This window comes from Pseudanabaena sp. PCC 6802 (assembly GCF_000332175.1).
Taxonomy (GTDB): domain Bacteria; phylum Cyanobacteriota; class Cyanobacteriia; order Pseudanabaenales; family Pseudanabaenaceae; genus PCC-6802.
Genome location: NZ_KB235914.1, coordinates 85,888 through 107,752 on the forward strand (window position 1 = coordinate 85,888; position 21,865 = coordinate 107,752).

Genomic DNA, 21,865 nt, shown 5'->3' on the forward strand with positions numbered 1-21,865 from the left:
ATGCCCACCCTACTATAACTGCTAGCGATAGTTGGTAAATTGCAAGGCGACTGGGAAATCCTCGGATTTTAGGGCTTGAATTACGGCTTGCAAGTCGTCTTTGGATTTAGCTGAAACCCGCAGAGCGTCGCCCTGGATCGATACCTGTACCTTACTAAAGCGATCGCGCACTAATTTTGATATTTTTTTGGCGAGATCCTGCTCGATACCTTTCCTGAGTTTAATTGATTGCGTTACGCGGTTACCGCTGACAGAATTTACCTCACCGTAGTCGAAAATTTTGAGCGACAGGTTGCGCTTGAGCGCTTTCGTTTGCATGACATCAACTACAGATGTCAGCGTAAATTCGCTGTCGGTGTTAATAGAGATCGCGTCTGCTTCAAGTGAAATTTCGGTGTCAGTACTTTTTAGATCGTATCTGCTGGCAACTTCACGCCTTGTTTGGTCTAAGGCATTGACCAATTCCTGACGGTCAAATTCACTTACGATGTCAAAGGAAAAACTAGATGCCATAGTTATTGTTTTTTAGTGCTATAAGAGCCAAGCACCCGAGTGGGTCAAAACTCAGTTGAGTTATTCAAAATCCAGTTGATAGATTTTAAAGGTTTTTGGGTATACTCTTGACTAAACTAGAAGTAATGTAGCCTTTGAATTTTAATAATTGAAGCATACTACAATATCAAACTACCCCCTAATCTGTAAGTTTTAATGCTTGAGATATCTACGAATGCGCCATAATCTTAATCAATAGCTAGGTGAGCGCGCAGTAAGGATTTCTGAGTCAAAGCTCCAATGTAGTAGCGATCGCAGCTTGATTTTTTACCAAGATTACTCGTACTTTGAATTTAATTGATGAACACAAACACAACTGATACTAGTAAAGCCTTTGCTAGCCAGAGTTTGGCAATGGGTTCGCCCATCGAAGTCTTAGAACAGTTTTGCGGTCGTCAAGTCACCGGTCGTCTGTTTTTTAAAACCGATCGAATTAGCTGGATCGTGCGACTTGAGTCAGGGAAGGTGACCTATGCCAGCCACTCAGTAGAGCCATTCGATCGATTGGTTTGTCATATGCGTTACATGAGTCAAAATGTACCAGCTTTGACCAAAGAGTTTCGGTCTCAGGTCTGCGTTATGTTTGAGGATGCCAAAGATCCTGCTGATAGCGACACTGGTGGGTTTGCCGAAGATGACCCCTTTAGAGCAAATGAATATGCAGCTCTGTGCTGGCTAGTAAATCAGCAACACCTTAACTACGAGCAAGCTGCCAAGATGGTAGAAGATATGACCAAAGAGGCGATCGAACCTCTGTTCTGGTTAGATGAGGTGGATTACACGTTTACTAAGAGTATTGGCAATCCAGTGACACTGTGCAGGCTGGAGTTTGAAAATGTTGCCAACCACTGCTTGCAAAGGCTCAGGCTTTGGCAATTGTTTGCACCGCAAACCTGGTCGCCATATCAGCGCCCCTACTTTTTTGGTCAAACCGATCAGCAAAAAAAGCTTTTGCCCGAGTTACAACTACATCAGAAATTTGCCACTATCCTTAAGGGGTTTAGCTTCAGGCATCTAGCCGTTTTATTAAACAAAGACGAACTAAAAGTCGTTGGTAGTTTAATGCCATACGTATGCGAAGAGGTTGTGATGCTTAGAGATCCACAACCACCCTTCGATCTCCTGCCCAAGATACCGACAACCATACCAACGGCTTTTCAGCGCCTAGCCCCGCAAAATAGCCCTGCCGCAGTCGAGTCAACTACTGACGATACGGCGGGTATGAGTGGAGCGCTGGAAGCTCCTATCAATCAAACGGTATATAAAATTGCCTGCGTCGATGATAGCCCCACAGTTTTGAGCGAGATTGGTAGATTCTTGGATGATGGCAGTTTTGAGGTGTTTGCCATTAACGATCCCTTAAAGGCGTTAGTTCAAATGCTCAAGATCAAACCCGATCTGATTTTGCTAGATGTCACCATGCCGAAAGTGAGTGGATACGATCTTTGTAAACTGTTACGCAACAGCGCTGCTTTTAAACAAACTCCTATCATTATGGTCACTGGTAATACGGGCTTAATCGATCGCGCCAAAGCCAAACTCTCAGGTTCTACTGACTATCTGACCAAGCCGTTTACCCAAGATGGATTGTTAAAAATGATCTTCCGCTATCTTTCCTAAAGATAGCAGTAGAAGGCTCGGTTAATGCAGGGGGTGTGAGGACTGCATCCCACGCAGAAGTTTTATCCCTCCGCCCCCTCCTCAGCCTTATGGTAGGCGTACTTTATCTTTGAATTTTGGTCATCAAGCACAATGGGAACCCGCGATCGAAGCAGCTCTCTCTCTGCTGCTAAATCTACCAAAGTAGCCGATCCTCCCACCGATCGCTACCTAGAGATTCAAGCCAACTCTGATACCACGCTTGCTCTCCCAATGGCAAGCGTGCAGGAGGTACTGACTATTGAGGCAACCAACATCGTCCCAATCCCTAATATGCCCGCATGTATTTTAGGGATATTGAACCGCCATAGCCGAGTTTATTGGGCGATCGATCTGGCAACACTACTGGCATGTCAGTCTGTGGATATGGTTACTCATAATTTCAATGTGGTCATCGCGATCGCAGGAGGTATGCCGATCGCGATCGTCGTGCATAAAGTAATCGGGATGGTTACTGCCGATCGCCTGGAATCTACTGTCAGTCATTTCCCCGCACATCTGCAACCATACCTGCAAGGTCGCGCCCTACAGGCCAACCGCGAGTTGGCTGTAATCAAGGTAGAAGCAATTTTGCAAACACCAGGCTTATTTTAGCCACCGCGCACTAAAATCTTGTCTCAAATTCGATTGAAGCACCGTTGTTACCCTTGAAGTCGCTGTTGGTGCGCACTAGAGTATTGGGGTTGATGCGGTAGCGCAGGGTATAGCTCGTGGGCTGGCTGGGATCGTTGAGCACGCCCCGCACGGATACAGAAAAACTGCGGCTGATATCTATGGCTGCCTCCGCCGCTAAGCCCAGGGTACTACCCCGATTGCCCACTGGGGTTGTGGTGGTAGGGCTGAGGTTGAATTCAGAGAGGTTGAGGGCATCCCCGATCGCATCCTGGAGGAAGGTAATTACCGTGCCACCTGCTAGATTGGCTAAGGCTGCTGCCGGATCGCCACCTACCTGCTGGAGCAAGCCGCCGCCAATTAAAGCCAGCAACTCGGCTCGGGTACGAGGCGGGCTGCTGCGCAGGTCGAGATCTTCTGGTCTGATATTGAGCGCAAAGCCAGTCAAGGTTGCCTGCACCTGTAAAGTGCGCTGCGATCCAAAAATACTAACTGGCGTGCTGGCGGGATTGGCAAAGGCATCGAGGGGTGTATTAGCGGCGGAAATGGGGGCGCGGGTAATCTCAGAAATAGAACCGAGCATGCGGACGTTGAGTTTGGGGTTGAGTCCTTGATCGGGAATGAACTCAGCGTAGTTGTCAAAGGCGCGATCTAAGCGAAAGCGAGCGGCGATCGCGTTCAGTTGACCGCGCAGAATGTTGATTTTGCCCGACGGTTGAATATTCGCCAGAGTACCATTCACGCGGACATCGCCTTCCACCAAAAAGTTCATGAGTGGGGCGCGGGTAATCTGGACGTTATCCCTTAGTTTGACAATTAATTGGTTGAAGCCAACATCAAAGTTGCTATCGCCATTAGTTTTTGGTGCTTCATCTGTGGGGCTAGTACCAGCTAAGTTATCGCCTCCTCCAATCGTAATGCGTCCGTTCGAGAGCGCGATTTCACCGCTCAGCACTGGCGCAAGGGCTGCACCTCGTACCACTACAAATCCATTGGTAGCTCCAGCATACAGATCTTTAAGTTCCAGATTTAAGCGCTCCGCATAGAGAGTGAGGGGATTATTAAACTCCGGCTTATCCTCGGTAAAGAGATCGGGATTGGAAATCGCTAAAATGCCCTTAGCGGTTAATTTACCATCGCTAAAGTTACCAGTGATGTTAGATTCCAGTCGATCCAACCCAAAATCAATAGTTCCTTTTAAGTCCGTGACGTTACCTGGCAGACCGGCTACCTGCACAGAAGCTCCCTCCAGGACGATCTGTCCCGTTACCTGCGGTCGGCGGGTGGTGCCGCTAATCGCTAGCATCGCCTTCCCTTTCCCATCTAACCAGCGCACGGGTTGGTTGAGGATGTTGATAAATGCTAAACCTTCATTTTTGACATCAATATCTAACTTGAGAGAATTTCCACCACTGACCAGGGCGAATGGGAGTCGATAGGGAATATCACCGGAGATATTTAAAGGTTCGGTACCGTCAACCTGCATCAAACTCTTAAACTTAAACCGACCGTTGCTATAGTCAAAGGTGCTGCTCACGGATTTGAGCGCCTGACGATTGATCGTCGGATCGCTCAGAGCGATCTTGCCTTCAGCTTTCGGATTGAAGAGACTGCCGCCGATTGTAGCCGTCCCGTTGGCATTACCAGTTACGTCTACGGGAATGTTCGTAAAGATGGGCAGCGATCGCAGCGATTCAATTGGGAAATTCGACAGTTCGATCTTACCAGTTTGCTCTAACAGACCTAGCCTTGCGTCAACAATTTGACCAAAACTGTCACCGGACTGGAGGCGCAACCGATCTAGCTTGAGCGTGTTATTGCGGAATTGCCCCTTACCGCTGACATCATCCACTGCCAGTTTGCCATACTCCCATTGTTTTCCGCTGATGTCAAAACTGAGTCCAAAACCACTGCTTTTCGTGCTGGTGAAGTTAATCGTGCCATCGAGCGAGCCCTTAATTTCGGATAATGGCGGCATGGGATTATTGGCGGCAGCGATCTCTTCCTGCTGTGCGATGCGAGCGTCGATCTGCGAGAAATACTCCAGTTGCCTGTACAGTGGCGAATCGCTCAGTCCAATTGTTTTTAGTGGTTGCAGAGAAGCCGCTTTACCCAGCTTGGGTGCCTCTAAGCCCTGTGCCAGGCTATTGAAATCGAACCACTGTAGTGCCGTAAAGATATCCTGAATTTTGCCATTCGTAGCTTTGACCTGACCCTGGATCTGAGTTTCCGCGCTTGGGGTATAGGCAAGTCTAAACGTATATTCCCCCTGGCTGCTAAGTTCGTCGTTGGTAAGCAGCACCCTACCATTCGTAATATTGGCATTACCATTGGCATAGGACACTTTCGCTACGAGGCGATCGGCCTGGGCGCGACCGAAGCGGGGGCGATCGATCGCTACGTCGCCCACCGCACTAGGATTCTTACCCAGACTCACAGCTAGTCGGCTAGATAATTTGCCATCCAAATTGGACTGGCCTGTAAAACTGCCCAGCACCGCCAGTGGGAAGTTCGCGATCGCCACATCCAGTAAATCGCTGCGTCCGCCGGAGCGCTTGCCCGTCGCCGTTGCCTCCGCCAGTTTCACGTCGAAGTCAATCGGTTGAAAGCGGCTGTCCAGTCTGGCCGCAATGCGATCGCTATTACCCTGCAAGTCCATTTTTAGACCTTGCTTGAGATCGAAAGTTAACGGCCCCGCCAAACGGGATTCAAATGCCACGCGATCGAGCTTGAGATCGTCTAATTGCAAATTGCCTTCGAGACGCGGCGATGTTACGGCACCGCGCACGCTACCGTTAAAATTCGCCACGCCAGTCGGTAATTTCGCGTTACCTGGGGCAAGACCAGCCGCTAACTGGGCAATCTGGACATCGCGAACACCAAGTTTGCCTGAAACATTAAGCTGTTCGGGTGCTCCAGACAGGTTGCCATCGAAATTGAGAATGCCTGCCGTACTGGCTGAAAGTGCTGGCACAAAAGCTCGCAACTGACTGAGGCGCAGATCGCGGGAAGTCAGATCGAGATCGATGTTACTGACCCCAGTGGGCAGCTTTTGCTCGTTAAAAGCCAGATCCACCCTACCCTTAGCCGAGAGGTAGTCACCCACCTGCACGCTAGGCACGAATAAGCTTTTGCCGTCCCACCGCAAGCGCGTTGTAATGGCATCGGGGACGGCAGCAATGGCATTGTCAAAATTCAGATCCGCCTCAGCCACAATCCGATCTAGATCGAAGCTGCCGGAAGCACTATCGAGGAGCACTATGCCAGAAACCCGCCCTCTTTGGTCGGGGGCGAGGGCGGCGAGCGGGATGTTATCGCCAGCTAATCGTGCTTGCCATGCCCGATTCCCCGTAAGGTTAAGACTACCAGATGCTGCCACCAGACCTGCGGGGAATTGAACGGTGGTATTGCGCACCGTCAAGACATTGTTGGCAAGCAGCAATTCACCCGTGGCGGGATAGGCGGCATTGGGCGCGTCAAACTGCGTCAACACCTGAAGGTTGTCCGTTGAACCGTAAACCTGCACGGCGGCATTCACGATCCCGATCGCGGCGGGTAATTTCGCCTCGTAGAGTTGCGCTACCTTTTCGGCATTTATCCCAGTTACGTTAAAGGCAAACAAGGTGGAGGTAGGCTGTTTACCTGTGGGTAATTTGAGTTGCCCTTCGCCCTGAATCTTGGCATCGACCGCCGATGTTGCCTCAATGCGACTAAACTCTATGGTAGTGAAGTCTTTGGTGCCGATCCTGCCTTTTACCTGGTTCAAAGTGAGGCGATCGACCGTAACGGGCTTAGTCGAGGCAAATGTGGCATTCATCACGGGCTGCTTGCCCGTAACCTTGATATTGGCTTTCATTTCACCCGCGATCGCAACAGGAGTTTTGACTCCAAAAGACTGGATCGCTTTAGCAATGTCAGTTGGCATCAGATCCGCATCCAGGTTAAAGCCCTTCTTGCCGATCGTGCCATTGGCGCGTGCCTCTAAGGCTCCATAGTGAGCTGATATGGCTTGTAAAGTTGTGGTACCGCCATCAAACTGAACGGTACCAGACAATTTAGTTACTAACTGCGGCAAGTTGGCGATTTTCAGGCTGAGATCTTTGAGCTTTACCGTGCCCTGCAAGGCGATCGCATCCTCTGGCTTGCCTCCAGGACGAACGATCGCGTTGAGATTGCTATCGATCCTGCCCTGTACGGGCTTAACCGGGATATTAGGTAATATTCCTTTCAGGGATGTGGCGATCAAATCTTGCGATCGCAGTTGCACGTTCCCCTCACTATTGGAAAGGTTCCAATCGGTGGATACGTTAATATCGCCGCCATTTTCGCGCTGCGACTCAATCGCTCTGGCTAGCTGGGCGGGATCGGGCGTGGCATTGCCAACGGTAAGTTGTGGTAGTACTACCCTGCCGCCACCATTAGCCCGCACGGTTTGATTATTAGGATTGGTAATTTGCCAGTTACTCTGGATCTGCAACCGATCTAGCGTCACCAGGCGATCGGCATGGCTAGGCTGGAGCGTAATTCTGCCGTCTTCGATCTTGACCGTTTTGAGGTCGATCGGCGACTCTGCGGGTTTTCCATCGGTTTCTGGCGGAGAAAAATATAGACCCGTCGCTATATCCTGTTTTAGAAATACCTGTGGCTTTTTTACCGTGACATCAACACCGAGCTTTGATGTCTGGATATACCGCAGCGCGTCAATTTGAACGTCTATGGCATCAACGGTCAGGAAATTCTGAAATTTATCTGTAGCGGGGATTTCAGAACGACCGAACTGCACGCCACTCAGACTAACCCGTTCCACCTTACCTAACTTAACGGGGCGTTTTAGCGTCTTTTGTAATTCCGCTTCGACCAGGGGCGACAGGCGCTCGTTGAGGAAATGCCTCCCGTACCAAAATGTACCCAGGCTTGCAGCAGTCAGACCAAGGGTTACACCCACTCCAACGCGACCAAGAGTTTTAGTGCGCGTACTTGATGGCGTTGATGGCGGCAGCATTGGTGCTTGTCCCACAACTTTTCTCCTGCAACTCCCACATAGATTGCTATTTCGATCGGATTCGGTGCCAAATTAAAACTATTGGCTCTGCTGTATCGATGTACTGTAAGACATAAAGCCCAAGTGCCCAGCTAACTGAATCTTGCTATAAATAGCGTTCTCACCTGACCCACTGTAACATTGTTGAAGCTAGAGTTAAAGGAAAAAAACAATGAATCGAGAGCAGCGGCGCAAAGCTATGAAAAAACAATCGGTGTCACCTCTCGGTAATTTAGTACCCGATCCGGCTACAGATCCAGCCACAGATCGCGGCGATCCCCTGGAGGCTGCCCTGTCTCTGCACAAAAGCGGTCAACTCCAGCAGGCTCAGGTACTCTACGAGAAAATTTTGAAATCTCAACCCCGTAATTCCAAATTATTAAATTATTTGGGCGTGCTCAAAACCCAAATTGGCGATCGCGCTGGGGCAATAGATTTATTGGAAAAAGCCGTTAGTCTAGAGCCTCAGAATTTTGGCTACCTGAATAATTTAGGTAATGTCTATCGTGCGGCAGATCGCCTTACGGATGCGATTGACTGCTACCAAAAAGCACTGCTAATAAATCCCCAATCGTCAGACTCCCATTTGAATTTAGGCATTGCCTTAACCGAACGAGGAGAGGTAGCCGCCGCCATTCAAGCCTTTGAAACCGCACTCGCTGCCAATCCCTACCATCCTCGCGCCCACATTACCCTGGGCGATCTATTACAGTCTCAAGGCGAGTTGGATCGGGCGATCGCCTCTTACCAAAAAGCGATCGCGCTGCAACCCAACAATTTTGACGCTTTAACATCCCTGGGCATGGCTTTCTATCGTAAGGGCTATCTCCAGGAATCTCAGCGCACCTACGAACACGCGCTAGCGATCGAGCCTTTCTCCACATCAGCGCTCGCCAATATTGCCGCTACTTTCTACGAGCAGGGCAGAATGGATATGGCTGTTGCCTGCTACCGCGAAGCGATCAATATCGAGCCGCAAAATGCCGACGCTCGGATCAATCTGGGATTTCTTATGGGGCAGCAGGGTAACTACACCGAGGCCGAGGCGTATTATCGCAAAGCCATTGAGTTAGCACCAAATGCCCCCAAAGCAATTATGGGCTTAGCTGAATTGCTCGGCTCGCAAGAGCAGTGGAGATCGGCTATTCCCTTATACGAACAGATTGTCGCAGATGACGAAGATCGTAGCGATCTGCAATTGGAGGCACGAGCGCAGTTTGGGATTGCTTTGCGGGCGATGGGGGATCTGACGGGAGCGATCGCTCAGTTCGAGCAAGTACTGCACACAAATCCCCAACACATTAAAGCTAATGCCCATCTAGGTTTAACCCTACAATTGCAGGAGAATTGCACTACCCAATTCTCCCCACAGACAATTTTTAACTACGAGCAGTCAGTCAAACGATATCAACTCGAAATACCTCAGGGATTTAAGGATTTGCAGGAGTTTAACGCTCAATTGCGAGACTACATCTATCAACATCCAACATTATTAGCCGATCGCGCTGGCAAGCCGATTAATAAAGGGAAACAGACCTACGAGATATTTACCGATAGCACGGCGGTTATGCAGGCTCTCAGTCAAAGCATCAACGTCTGCTTGCAGGATTATTTCTCTCAATGTGCTGCCACTAACCATCCTTTTTTTCAAGCGATCCCAACGAAATGGAATTTGAGTGGTTGGGCAGTAGTACTTTCCCCCCAAGGCTTCCAAACCGCACATATCCATCCTGAAAGTTTTTGTAGCGGCGTTTATTACATCCAAGTCCCAGACAGCATCTCTCACAGCGATACTCATGAGGGATATCTCAGCTTTAGCAACCTTTTCCCAAATGAACCTGAAAATCAGAGATTGCAAAAATATACAATCGCACCGCAGGAAGGGCTATTAGTTCTATTCCCTTCCTATTTCTGGCATTCTACGATTCCATTTAGCGGCGATTCCCTTCAGGATGCGCTCCGCCGCGATCGCATCTGCATCTCTTTTAACGTCATTCCTAATGACTGAGCATCCAGGGGCGGCCTTTGGCGCTGCGAGGGCTGTTGTTCCTCTCGCGATCGCTAGTATTCACGACGCGCGGTTCGGAATTCACGCCAATTTGACTGCGGAGGGAAGGGGAAAGCGAAACTAGTCCAGCGGTTGAATAAATTCTACGCGCTGGCACCTCGCAAGTCGGACAGGCTAGAGGGTTGCTAGCTTCGCTAATCGGACGAAAGCAGTCGAATACGCCGCAGGTATCGCACTTAAATTCGTAAAGTGGCATAACAGGTTGAGATTCAATCAGGTTGGCAGGATATTACGTTCGAAGATGGCAGTAGGAACTGCGATCGTGCAGCAAGCATTGGGAATATCGACAATGCCGCTAATGCGACCTTCACAGGGGGCTGCACCCAGCAGCAGATAAATCTGCTCGCCCGTATAGCCAAATTTCTTGAAATACTCAATAGCATTTAGACAGGCACGGCGGTAAGCCACATGCGCGTCCAGATAATATTGCTTGCCTGTAAACTCATCGACAGAGATACCTTCAAAGACAAGGTATTCGGAATAACGCGGTTCGACCGGACCTGGTTTAAAAATTGGATTTGTCAATCCATATTTTTCTACGCCACCCTTGATTAAATCTACATGCAGATCTATATACCCAGCCATCTCGATCGCGCCGCAGAAGGAGATCTCTCCATCGCCCTGAGAAAAGTGAATATCTCCCATTGACAGCTTGGCTCCTTCCACGTAGACGGGGAAGTAGATGCGCGAACCCTTGGACAGATTCTTGATGTCGCAATTGCCGCCATGCTCGCGTGGTGGTACTGTACGAGCAGCTTCCCGAGCAACTCTCTCATACTCCGCACCCGTGAGGGAACCTAAAATCGCGTTTTTAGGATTTGGCAAAGCGGCCAAGGGTGGAACTCGCTCTGGATTAGTGGCAAATAGTTCTGCTTCTCGTTTATTCCACGTTGCCAGTAACTCGTGTGAAGGCGCGCAGCCAATTAAGCCTGGGTGTGGAATCCCCGCAAATTTAACATCCGGGATGTGGCGCGATGACGCATAAATACCTTGAATGTCCCAAATCGCTTTTTGGGCAATGGGGAAGTGGTCGGTGAGAAATCCCCCACCATTCTCTCTTGCGAACAAACCTGTAAAGCCCCATTCATAGTCAGAGAGAGTACCAACATCAAGAAGATCGACAACCAATATATCACCTGGTTCAGCCCCGTTGACATAAATTGGGCCGCTCAAAACGTGCACGACGCTCAGATCGACATCTCGTACGTCATCCGCACTATCATTATTACTAATTTGTCCATCTGTCCAATCCTTACATTCAATCCGAAATACAGCTCCAGGATTCACAGAAACAATTGCTGGAATATCGGGATGCCAGCGATTGTGTCCGACTAGCTCCTGCTCCGTAAGTGGTTTATTCAAGTCAACCTTAAATAAAGTCTCAGGCATAATTATTTTTCTCCTACATGGATATTTTTTCAGTCACAAGATAGGAATAAAAAGCAAACTAGATCCCTTTCTCTTTACTACAAGAAGATCCCACCTGTAAATTTTCGTTGATGTCTGCATGTAGGGGCAGTTTTTGTCAGATACAGGCACTTACGAACGATAGGATTGAGATTTTTAGTTGTGTATATTCAATCGATAGTTGGTACTTTCAAAAGTCATCCTAGAATTTTAAACTGCCAACAAACTGTATTGTTTACTACATTTAACCCAAGATTACTGTGAAATCAATATGCGATTTTAATTTGCAGTAATGATGAATTAAATAATGATTATTATTATCATTTTTAATTGCTTGACTCTCCGGTTAGAGGAGGGTGTTTACTTATTGCAAGCACGAGATTAACAGTTAGTTCTATAGCGGTTTTCATCTGAAAACCGCTATAGAACAATAAATCAGGACAATAAATTATGGAACTTGGTAGCATCAACCACCTTGCTTTGACAGTATCTAATCTCCAGTATTCTGAAGATTTCTATAACTTCTTTCTAGGCTTTATGGGCTACGAGCAAGGAGAGAAAACAGAGCATCTAATTCTTTGGTTTAGTCACAATGGCGTTGTGACAATTTCTCCTGCTAATCCATCCTCTCCAAACCAAAATCACGATCGCTACTCGCCAGGGTTGCATCATTTAGCATTCAGTGCTGACAGCCGCGAGCAGGTAGACGAACTGTATCAAAAGCTTGTAGATAGAGGAGTTGAAATTCTAGATACACCAGCGGAGTACGACTACTTGCCAGGCTACTATGCCGTTTACTGGCTGGATCCAGATGGCATTAAGCTAGAATTTGTCCATACACCAAATTGGCCGCCAACAGAACACCCTGACTCGTGCTGAATACCGTTACTTAAGAGGTTGAGAGAATGCTCAAAATTGGAGATTTCTCCAAATTAGGAGAGATATCAATTAAAACTCTACATCACTACGACCAAATGGGTCTGTTGACACCGATCGCGATCGATCCAGATTCGGGCTATCGCTATTATTCTGTCAAGCAGTTGCCTCGGCTAAATCGCATCCTCGCGCTTAAAGATTTGGGGCTTTCGCTAGAGCAAATTCGCATTCTACTCAATGAAAATGTCTCTTTTGAGCAGATGCAGGGAATGCTGCGCCTCAAGCAAGCTGAGTTGCAGCAGAACATCCAGGAGCAGCAGCAAAAACTAATGCGCGTTTCCATGCGCCTCAATCAAATTGAAAAGGAAGGAATTATGCCAAACTACGATGTCATTATCAAGAAAGTCGAGCCAATTTGGGTTGTCTCAATCAGAGAGATGCTGCCGAGCTACTATGCGATTGGTTCCTTATATGACGAACTAGAACAATTTCTTCGATCTGCTGGTGTAAAGAAGTGGGGTTATTCTCTAGGGATCTGGCACGACCCTGGGTATAAAGAGAGCGAGGTTGACAGTGAAGCCGCGATCGCGATCGATGCACCAATAGCGGGAAGCGATCGCATTAAAGTATACGAACTACCAGGCTGCGATCTCGCGGCAAGTCTCGTCCACCACGGTAGCTATAAGGGTTTCCGCGAGGCTTATCAGAATTTGATTAGTTGGATTGAAAATAACGGCTATCAAATTATTGGTGCGAACCGAGAGATCTACCTAGAATCCGGCCCCGATCCTGACAATGAATCCTACGTTACGGAAATAATGTTTCCGGTTCAGAAAGTTTAAACTGCAATCAGTACAAAATGCATAGCGATCGCACCTCAAGCTTCCTCAAAAGGCAATCGCGATCGCTATGCCTTAAAGATAACTTGCGTCTAAGAAGCCATTTAGGAAGTAAAAGGCGCACCAAAAGCAGGTATAAATACTGATGAAGTCTAGTATAAACCTGAAGAGATGCGCCGATCCTATAATACCGATTTATCCAACCAAGAATGGGAAATTATCGCACCCATGCTACCCAAACCATCAAAATGGGGTAGGCCACCCAAAACAAATATGCGAGAGTTACTGAATGCCATTTTCTATATACTCAAAAATGGTTGTACATGGCAGAATCTACCCCATGACTTTCCGCCTTACTCAACGGTCTATTTCTACTGGCAAAGGTGGGAAAGAACTGGGCTACTGGAGGAGATTAATCGCAAATTGAGCCAACAATTTAGGGAAAAGGTTAGTAAAGAGGCGACCCCAAGCTTGGTGAGTATCGATAGCCAGAGTGTGAAGACAACAGAAAGTGCGGGCAGTCGAGGTTTTGATGGCGGTAAGCAAATCAAGGGCAGAAAACGCTTCGCTATGGTTGACACCTTGGGCTTAGTTGTAAAGGTGTTGGTGTGTGCAGCTAACATCGGTGAAAGAGCAGGAGCTAAGCAGTTGTTACAGAATCTCACATCTCCATTACCACGATTAGAGAAAATTCTGGTTGATGCTGGATTCTCTGGTGATGAAATCACACAATGGGTCAACGACAACTTCGGATGGCTTTGGGAAGTTAGCAAACGGGCAGACAATCAGAAAGGTTTTGTAGTGGAGTCAAAGCGTTGGGTGGTAGAGCGAACCTTTGCTTGGTTAGGTAATTGTCGTAGACTAAGCAAGGATTATGAATTTTATGAGCAAATGTCTGAATCGTTTATTTACTTGGCTTTAATCCGCAAAATGCTAAGAAATCTGGCAACTGCGACTTCCTAAATGGGTTCTAAAAGTAGTTCCATGAATCTAGATGACAGAACTGATAGGGACTGAGTACTGCCTCACCATGATTTGGAATCCAGACGCTCCAGTTACCATCGTCATATTCGCACATCAGTAAAGCTTCATCAAAGCTATAAGGGTTGGGCAACTCTAGCAGTTTTACCCATGTCGAAGGCTCGTATTGCTGTTGCGGTTGCTTAGGTGAGAGCAAAAACTTACACTCTGGGCGATCTAGCGTTGAAACTGGTGGCAAAGTACCGTTTTTCATATGCAACTACCTAAAACAATTATGTGAACAAATTAAAATATTAAGCTCTCGGCAAGAAAATCTTAAAAGTTTCTGTAACAAAAACTACCAAACTCCTAACTATAAATACAAGTATTTGTTGTGTAAATTTACAACGGTTTGCAAACCTTGACATGATGCCAAGTCCTGTTTAGTTACCCCCTTTTGCTTGAAGTCAGCCTTCGCGGCTGGTTGACTGACAAAACGGGTGCGATCGGAATTTTGTGTATCGAGCCTCTGAAACAGCGTAAATACGTACTTCAGGACTCAATAGACCTCTTGCAAATTAGCCAACTGAGGAGCCTTGAGAGCGTTCAAAATTGTAGAGACCAGCAATTAGATTGCAACGCAAACCAAAGCGGTGACGACGATTGCGATAGCGTCCAGATAAGATGCGGAAGATCTTCAAGCGGCGATTAACATGCTCAATGCCAACCCGTTGGCGCGCAAGTTGGCGGTTGAACGCTTTCTGCTCAGGCGTAAGCTGACCACCTTTCGGTTTCTTGTGGGGTAAGCGGCAGTAGAGATGCAGTTTCTGGATGCCTTGATAACCCTTGTCCTGCAAACTCTCGGTTTGAGGATGGAAATGGATGCCAGAAGCTTTGAACAGCTTGAAATCATGCCGTCGCCCCTTGCCGAAAAACGTACAGATAATCTGCCCAGTAAGAGCGTCAATTATGAGTTGACATTTGAGCGTGTGCCCTTTCTGTTTGCCGCTATAAAAGGCACGTTGGTGCCGCTTAGGACGCTCAATGCGAGTTTCAGTCACATCAACGTCGCGACTGTAGGTATCCCAAAGCCCCGCACCAACTGGCGCTTCCCAGGTAGTCGAAAGCGACGTGAGCGGATTAAAGTCTCCTCTACCCAATGCACTATTCGACAAACTGTAGACTCGCTGATGCCCCAACTAGTGGCGATGTGAAAGTAGGTGCGATATTCCCGCCAATACTCGAAGGCAACCAATATGCGGTCTTCTAGTCCGAGTTTAGGCTTGGCTCCAGGTGTTGGCGTTGCTCGCCACTCTGGTTTAAGCACTTTCACAATTGCTTTGAACGTATTAGTCTCGATACCAAATCGACGCTTAAAGTGTGCAGCAGGTAGGGTTTGCGCTATTATATAGTTCATCATCAGGACGCTTTTTCGTTATTGCTATGTCCTGATATTTTCCTATCTTGGGGTTCTTTGGCAACTCAACCTCAACCTAATCTGCAAGAGGTCTAATTTACACAAAAATCTGAACACTCTCTTGTAGACGCGAAGTGGCTTCTCGCAGCATAGCTGCAGCTACAAGGACGAAATCCGCTTGCGCGGATTGTCAGAACCCTCGGTAGATATAGTCTGCGTAGGCAGACTTTGTTTGTGTAGGCGCGAATTTATTCGCCAGCCATTAGCTTCTTTAGGACTACCTTTTTGCTGATGAGCTAAAAGCGATAGTTACGATCGCCTGCCCATAGCTGAGTAGCAACAGCACGACCGTTCGCATCGACTTTAATCTCCACAGCACCAGATTGCTTGCGATTGGATTCAGTTACAGCATTGTTTACCTCCTTTCGCAACTCCTCTGGCATGTAATAGGTTTCTAAACCGTATTCAATGCGTCCGTAATTGACAGTACCTTTGAGTGCTACTCGATTGGCAGGTAAATTCATAGGAAGAGATGTTTGAATTTGCACTGGTTTCCAGGGTTGTGGGATCTTGCTACTCCCTTGTGGGGCTTCTAGAATCAAGTAAAACCCGGTTTGATTAGGGATAGAAAGTGAGCTGTGGTTGTAATCTAGTCGCCTGGGTAGAGTTTCCCAACCTGGTAATTTTTTGATATTCTCAACAAGAGAAATCTCATAAGTCAAAGTTTGCGAATACCCGCGTAGGAGATCGTAAGGATCTATGGGAATAGTTTTAAGCACTACTGTCCGCCCTGATATCTCGGTATATAAAGGCGGAATGGCGATCGATAACAATAGTAGAGCTTGAAAGCCCAGGGGCAGTAATAGTCGCCAGAGTCGCAATGGTTTATTTGCAGTTATAGTTGCAGTCATGGTTAGTCTTCCGTAGTGCTGGGTAGATCGATATTAGATGTGTGAGGGCTGGATAGTCGCATATGGCGCTCGAACCAAATTCCGGCGACGCTTACACCAATGCCGCAAAGCACAAAAACAAATGCTTTCAATAGTAGAGCGGTATCGTATTCAAACAAGCGAGAGAGAATTTGCATTATTAAAAGGATAACGCCAGCCCAAAAAGGTATTCGTTGCGATTTTTCAAGAGATTCGCGAATAAGTCCAACAGCAATGAGAAAAAGCAGTACGTTATAGATAAAAGTGGCAACTTCAGGAATTTGCCCCAATCCTCCATGCCACAGGATCGGTAAAGCCGCGATCGCGCAGAGTACGCCAATCGCAATCTGTCCCTTCTTCGCATCACCTTCGCCCGAATTCCTTGGCAATCGGAATAGCCGCAGATAACTAACGATTGCGCAGCCAGTAAACAGAACGATATTAACCAAACTCGGCCATCGATCGAAGGTTGGAATATTTCCCAGAGGTGATGCATCACCGCGCCAGTTCCAGGCTCCATAAAATGAGAACGCATAACATGCGATACTCAAAATTACCAGACCCAGTCCCCGTGCTAAAGGTGTAAAGTTGGGCAGATCGATTCCACTACCTGCCCGTTCGTGCCCGAATAAACGACTGAATAAGCGACCAAATAAAGCATTATCGTAGGCCCAAGGTAACAATGGGATGAGAAAGATCGCGATCGCTCCTAAAAAATATGATGGCAAGTTGAATTCTCTAAGATACGCAATACTAGGTACTAAGCCTGCCAAAATCAGCAATCCTGACAGGATGAAGACTGCTCGCGATCTCAAGTAATAAGCGAGCGGCAGAAATAGCAATGCCGCAACCATTGGTAAGTATTGCACTAGGAACCACGCCACAAAATTTCTCTCGCTTAAGGTGGGATAGATAATGTGATTGCTGTACGCCAGAGCCACGATTGCGAGCGCCAGAATGCTAATACTGCGAGATCGACACCAGTAGGCTAAAGGGACAAAGAGTAGTGCAGCGATCGCCAGCATATTCTCAGCGATTGCCAACGCCAGCGTATCGGCTGCAGTGGCGAGCCAGGACTCAGTAAAGTGATACCAGTAGCCCAAACCGATTAAGATCAGCGCCATAACGCCGAGAGGTATGTAGCGCAAGCTATACGCCATTGCCAGCACGGCAAATCCCCACATAAACAGCAGGGCATAAAGCGAGCCAGTGACGTGGAAAATCTGTCCCATCAGGGCAATATTGGCACCCATAACAAAAGCACCCAGCAGCAAAAGTGCCTGCCCCAGGCGCTGCCAGCGTTGGGCGTGCTGCCAGAGTCTGAATCCCAACCAATTAGCAGCAAGCAAGACGGTGAAAAGCAACCCTGCTCTCAGTTCGCGGGACATACCTTGCCAGTTTGCTGCCACGAAGGTGATGGTACCTAGCCCGACAAGTATGCCACCCAGGCCAATTAGAATAATGGCAAAGTTACTACGAGCATTGACATCCAGAGTATTGAAACTGTATCGCGCCGCCAGTTGCTCGTACTGACTGCGATCGATTAGCGATTCTGAAAGCCAGCGATCGGCTTCCTGGCGAAGCTGGCGGCGAAACTCTTCTAATTTCACAATATATCCTCATTATTATAGCTATAGCCAATAGGCTTAGGACGGGGTGCAGGGGTTCCACACGGCAGTGGCTCTAGCGGGGAACCCCCAAGACTGCCCTGCCTCCCCTGCGTGGGGGCGCAGCCCCCAAACCCCCTGTCCTAACAGATCTGTCTGCGGCTATACATCTCTAAAATCTCCCGATCGAGAGTATGGCACTGAGGAAAGCTATGCGGACGGGTTAATGTGACACAACCGCGATCGGCACAAACATAACTGCGTTGGTGTGGATGGTGCAGAGGTTATCAGCAGGAGTCCGAGGTTATCTGCCGCAGAAAATGTTCGCTCATCTGGGGAAGCAGGTGAAATGGCAAAATAAGAGTGGGCCGATTGCATGAATTGTCAAACTAGCCATGATAAAGTTTCCCCTGACAGAGTTGTTAGACGAGCAAGCCTGCTACGACTGGTTACTAAAGATCCTACATCCTGGGGGTTTGCATTGTCCAAACGGGCACGCTCTACCGGACAGACAAGCACCACACGACCGCAAACGCACCCCCATTGTGAAATACAAGTGTCGGGAATGCGGCAAAGTGTTCCATATATTTACAGGCACAGACCTGTGCGGTAGCCATTACAACTGTGGCACGATTGTGCTGCTGTTGCGGGGATTCTTACAAGGGCAAACAACACAACACATAGCAGAGGAGTTAGGACTTGACTATAGGACGGTATTGGCCTGGCGGCATCGCATCCAAGGCCGAGGATTTGCACATTTGATTAACACAGCCATTCCCGATCAAGAGTCAGAGATGGACGAGATGTTTCAGAATGCGGGGGAAAAGGAGCCAAACACGACCCGATTACCGACCCACCGCGACGACGAGGCAATCAACGCAAAGGCAAGGGCACGATGGCAAATGACCGTCCACCCGTTGTCGGCACCGTTGGACGCAGCAGTGGTCAGATCCGTCTGAAGGTTTGTGACAATACCCAACAAGTAACCATCCAACCGCAGGTGGAGGCAACCACTTTACCTACCGCGACTGTCTATACCGATGAATCCGATGCCTATAACCGCGTACCTGCTTCAGGTCGTGGGCATCAAACTGTATGTCACTCGCTAGGGGAATATGCCCGAGATGCGGATGGGGATGGCTTTTGCGAAGTGCATTGCAATACTATGGAGGGAATTTGGGTTGGGTTGCGCAATTTCCTGCGTCCGTTATGTAGGCATATTCGAGTGGTCATACAATCTACGTTGGATTGATTCTGACTTCCTCCGTCGTCTTCTCATGCCTCCTTCCACCTATTTACCTAGATGAGCGAATTTGCCATATCCACCCTATGCTTTAGAAGCCAAAACAGTCAAACTAAATGCTCGATTCTCCAGCTAGTCTACCGAGATGCTTTAAGATACTCACAACGGCGTACAGATCGTTGCCCCGTTTAATTGAGAACAAATCCGATTCCGCATATCTTGGTTGTTCTTGTTTGTTTAGTTTCAGGAAAATAAACTCACTCCCATTCGTGACAAAGCCAAATGCTGGTTTAGTTGCTTCTGGATTAGCCATCATGTAAGTCAATGCCTGCGGTATGCCAACCTCTAAGGAATAGGCAGCTTTTTTGGCTTCAATTGCCACAATCCAAAATTGCGGCTTGAATACTAAAATATCAATTCGCCCGCGAATTACAGTACCACTATCCTCCGAGACAATTTCTACAACCTCCTCAGCTTTTAGATAAAAAGGCGATCGATAAAAACCTGCTAGCCGCAGTAATGGACCTAAGATGACAAGTTTGACAATAGGCTCCAGCATAGTGTAACGAGACAAATGCCAATAGTCAGCTTTGACATCATCCAGGGCTTGCTTTTCGGCATTATTAAGTTCAGGCACGCTCTCTTGCCATTCTCTAAAGAACTGCGGATCGTCACTGCGCTCCAACCCAAATAAGTTGCTTAGTTGAGCTAGATCGATATCCGTTGCTGGAATTGTCTGCACCATTTACATATACCTCCTGGATTTAAATATACCTGAATGGGATTGAGATATTTGCCATCCACTGCTCCTGTAATTATTGACATATTCTCTCGCGGGCACCATCTAAAATCGCTAAACGCTTTGTTGACTCAGTTCGTAAACGGGCGCGATCGCTTTGAGTCTCAGTTTGGGATGGTCTGACTCCACTTGATTGAGATTCCATTGATTCTTAAATAGTAAGACTGGTCTATCCCAGCTATCTTTGACGACAAACGTGTTAAATAGCCTGCCAGCGGCATCGAGAGCTTCCCAGCCGTCTTCTACCCAACGGGCAACGGAATAGGGTAGGAGTTCCAGCATGGATTCTACGCCATATTCATTTTGGAGGCGGAACTGCACTACCTCAAATTGAAGCTGCCCCACTGCGCCCAGGATGGGGTCGCGTTTGGCTTCATCGACGGAATACATAATCTGAATTGCTCCCTCTTCCTGGAGTTCCATCACGCCCTTGCGAAATTGCTTGAACTTAGAGGGGTTGGGATTGCGCAGGTAAGCAAATAGCTCTGGCGAGAAACAGGGAATGCCTTCATACTGGAGTTTCCTGCCCGCGCAAATCGTATCGCCGATCGCAAACGCGCCCGGATTATTTAAGCCAATTACATCCCCCGCATATGCCTCAGCCAAGATCTCGCGATCCTGCCCGAATAGTTTCTGGGCGTGGGATAGCCGTATTGTTTTCCCAGTGCGCACGTGCGTTACAGTCATGTCCTTCTCAAACTTGCCGGAGCACACCCGCACGAAGGCAATGCGATCGCGATGCTTAGGATCCATATTGGCCTGCAACTTAAACACAAACGCGGAAAATTCCTCATCGATAGGGGAAACTTCACCAATACTGCTGTCATGTACGCCGGGTTTAAGCGCGTGTTCCAAAAAGGCTTTGAGAAAAAGCTCCACGCCGAAGTTGGTCATGGCGCTCCCAAAAAAGATGGGAGTCATGGCACCGCGATGTAGAGCCTTCTCATCCCACTCGGCACCCAAACTCTCCAGAACTTCCAATTCTTCCTTAAATTGCGCCAGCAAATCGCTGTCAATTGATACCTCCCAACTGGGATCGTCGAAGGGTAAAATCTGCACGTCCGCTTCCCTTTGTCCGTGCCCGCTGCGACGGAAGAGATGCACGGTATGGCTGCTGCGATCGTACACGCCTTTAAAGCGATCGCCCGTCCCGATCGGCCAATTCATGGCATAGGGGGCTAAGCCTAATTCTTTCTCAATTTCGTCGAGTAGTTCTAATGGCTCGCGGGTAGGGCGATCCAGCTTATTAATGAAGGTAAAGATGGGTAGCGATCGCATTTTGCACACCTCAAACAGCTTGCGCGTCTGAGTTTCCAAGCCCTTCGCGGCATCGATCAGCATCACAGCATTATCCGCCGCTGCCAGGGTGCGGTAGGTATCTTCGCTAAAGTCTTTGTGGCCAGGTGTATCCAGTAGATTGACGCAGCAATCGTTATAGTTAAATTGCAAAACCGTGGAGGTAATCGAAATCCCCCTTTGTTGTTCTAACTCCATCCAGTCAGATGTAACGTGGCGCTGCGATGCCCGCGCCTTCACCGCGCCGGCCAGGTGAATTGCGCCTCCATACAGCAATAGTTTCTCAGTCAGGGTAGTTTTACCCGCATCCGGGTGAGAGATAATCGCAAACGTGCGGCGGCGATCTACTTCTTTTTCTAACTCTTGCTGTAATTGACTCATAAATATTTCGGCGATTCAGATGCTAGATCATAGCGTAACTGAAATTCTTATGGCGTTGTTATCTATCGTTTTTTCGTGAATAGTTGTCTATGGAGGCAATTCCCTGCAATCGGCTGCGGCTTAGGGCAGGCACAGAGGCACTGCCCCTACATCGTTGGTTTACCGTCTTGCGAGGTTTG

The 21,865-nt window shown here is 48.1% G+C and carries 18 protein-coding genes; 8 read left to right on the plus strand and 10 right to left on the minus strand.

Annotated features, from left to right (window positions below):
• Positions 1-21: 21 nt before the first annotated feature.
• Entirely contained in the window at positions 22-513 is a 492-nt protein-coding gene (locus PSE6802_RS0105640) for a YajQ family cyclic di-GMP-binding protein (protein WP_019499076.1), read from the minus strand.
• Between the two features lie 339 nt (positions 514-852).
• Between PSE6802_RS0105640 and PSE6802_RS0105645 the strand changes: the two genes are divergently transcribed.
• Together PSE6802_RS0105645 and PSE6802_RS0105650 are read left to right on the plus strand one after the other, a co-directional pair.
• Entirely contained in the window at positions 853-2,172 is a 1,320-nt protein-coding gene (locus PSE6802_RS0105645) for a response regulator (protein WP_019499077.1), read from the plus strand.
• A 132-nt stretch (positions 2,173-2,304) separates the two neighbouring features.
• The gene (locus PSE6802_RS0105650) at positions 2,305-2,805 is read left to right on the plus strand and encodes a chemotaxis protein CheW (protein WP_019499078.1); all 501 of its coding nucleotides are present in this window, start codon (positions 2,305-2,307) and stop codon (positions 2,803-2,805) included.
• A gap of 10 nt (positions 2,806-2,815) precedes the next feature.
• Here the strand turns inward: PSE6802_RS0105650 and PSE6802_RS0105655 are convergent, their stop codons facing one another.
• Positions 2,816-7,840 (minus strand): translocation/assembly module TamB domain-containing protein, encoded by a 5,025-nt coding sequence (locus tag PSE6802_RS0105655; protein WP_156815440.1) that lies wholly within the window; start codon positions 7,838-7,840, stop codon positions 2,816-2,818.
• 196 nt (positions 7,841-8,036) lie between these two features.
• On the opposite strand from PSE6802_RS0105655, the gene PSE6802_RS0105660 reads away from it, so the two are divergent.
• Positions 8,037-9,872: a tetratricopeptide repeat protein gene (locus tag PSE6802_RS0105660; protein ID WP_019499080.1), complete on the plus strand. Its 1,836-nt coding sequence runs from the start codon at positions 8,037-8,039 to the stop codon at positions 9,870-9,872.
• Here the strand turns inward: PSE6802_RS0105660 and PSE6802_RS31725 are convergent.
• Positions 9,862-10,128 carry an FmdB family zinc ribbon protein gene (locus tag PSE6802_RS31725; protein ID WP_019499081.1) on the minus strand — a complete coding sequence of 89 codons (267 nt, stop codon included), beginning with the start codon at positions 10,126-10,128 and terminating at the stop codon, positions 9,862-9,864. The genes PSE6802_RS0105660 and PSE6802_RS31725 overlap by 11 nt on opposite strands.
• Positions 10,129-10,145: 17 nt before the next feature.
• A complete protein-coding gene (gene fmdA, locus PSE6802_RS0105665) occupies positions 10,146-11,321 on the minus strand; it encodes a formamidase (protein WP_019499082.1) in 1,176 nt (391 codons plus the stop codon).
• A gap of 468 nt (positions 11,322-11,789) precedes the next feature.
• Here fmdA and PSE6802_RS0105670 point away from each other — a divergent pair, with 468 nt between their 5' ends.
• The 3 genes from PSE6802_RS0105670 to PSE6802_RS0105680 all read left to right on the plus strand — a co-directional run bounded on the left by PSE6802_RS0105670 (position 11,790) and on the right by PSE6802_RS0105680 (position 14,017).
• A complete protein-coding gene (locus tag PSE6802_RS0105670; RefSeq protein WP_019499083.1) occupies positions 11,790-12,218 on the plus strand; it encodes a VOC family protein in 429 nt (142 codons plus the stop codon).
• Between the two features lie 26 nt (positions 12,219-12,244).
• Positions 12,245-13,057, plus strand: a complete 813-nt coding sequence (locus tag PSE6802_RS0105675; RefSeq protein WP_019499084.1) for a MerR family transcriptional regulator — start codon at positions 12,245-12,247, stop codon at positions 13,055-13,057.
• Positions 13,058-13,225: 168 nt separating this feature from the next.
• Positions 13,226-14,017, plus strand: a complete 792-nt coding sequence (locus PSE6802_RS0105680) for an IS5 family transposase (protein WP_019498649.1) — start codon at positions 13,226-13,228, stop codon at positions 14,015-14,017.
• Between the two features lie 7 nt (positions 14,018-14,024).
• Here PSE6802_RS0105680 and PSE6802_RS0105685 read toward each other — a convergent pair whose 3' ends face one another.
• From PSE6802_RS0105685 to PSE6802_RS27950, 4 genes are all read right to left on the minus strand, one after another.
• Positions 14,025-14,288, minus strand: a complete 264-nt coding sequence (locus PSE6802_RS0105685; protein WP_019499085.1) for a hypothetical protein — start codon at positions 14,286-14,288, stop codon at positions 14,025-14,027.
• 304 nt (positions 14,289-14,592) lie between these two features.
• Positions 14,593-15,431, minus strand: a protein-coding gene (locus tag PSE6802_RS27945; protein ID WP_156815411.1) for an IS5 family transposase whose coding sequence is annotated in 2 segments (ribosomal slippage) — positions 14,593-15,083 and positions 15,083-15,431 — 840 coding nt in all. Because the reading frame shifts where the segments join, the coding sequence is not laid out codon by codon here.
• Positions 15,432-15,727: 296 nt separating this feature from the next.
• The gene (locus PSE6802_RS0105695) at positions 15,728-16,342 is read right to left on the minus strand and encodes a GDYXXLXY domain-containing protein (RefSeq protein WP_019499086.1); all 615 of its coding nucleotides are present in this window, start codon (positions 16,340-16,342) and stop codon (positions 15,728-15,730) included.
• 2 nt (positions 16,343-16,344) lie between these two features.
• Positions 16,345-17,970 (minus strand): DUF2157 domain-containing protein, encoded by a 1,626-nt coding sequence (locus PSE6802_RS27950; protein ID WP_019499087.1) that lies wholly within the window; start codon positions 17,968-17,970, stop codon positions 16,345-16,347.
• Positions 17,971-18,362: 392 nt separating this feature from the next.
• Here PSE6802_RS27950 and PSE6802_RS33180 point away from each other — a divergent pair, with 392 nt between their 5' ends.
• A complete protein-coding gene (locus tag PSE6802_RS33180; protein ID WP_026103090.1) occupies positions 18,363-18,926 on the plus strand; it encodes a helix-turn-helix domain-containing protein in 564 nt (187 codons plus the stop codon).
• Complete coding sequence (locus PSE6802_RS31730) at positions 18,863-19,219, plus strand: transposase (protein ID WP_083901664.1); 357 nt, start codon at positions 18,863-18,865, stop codon at positions 19,217-19,219. The genes PSE6802_RS33180 and PSE6802_RS31730 overlap by 64 nt, the downstream gene beginning before the upstream one ends.
• 103 nt (positions 19,220-19,322) lie before the next feature.
• Here PSE6802_RS31730 and PSE6802_RS0105710 read toward each other — a convergent pair whose 3' ends face one another.
• Both PSE6802_RS0105710 and prfC read right to left on the minus strand, forming a co-directional pair.
• Positions 19,323-19,955 (minus strand): type I restriction endonuclease, encoded by a 633-nt coding sequence (locus tag PSE6802_RS0105710; protein ID WP_019499088.1) that lies wholly within the window; start codon positions 19,953-19,955, stop codon positions 19,323-19,325.
• Between the two features lie 108 nt (positions 19,956-20,063).
• Positions 20,064-21,686 carry a peptide chain release factor 3 gene (gene prfC, locus PSE6802_RS0105715; RefSeq protein WP_019499089.1) on the minus strand — a complete coding sequence of 541 codons (1,623 nt, stop codon included), beginning with the start codon at positions 21,684-21,686 and terminating at the stop codon, positions 20,064-20,066.
• Positions 21,687-21,865: the final 179 nt, after the last annotated feature.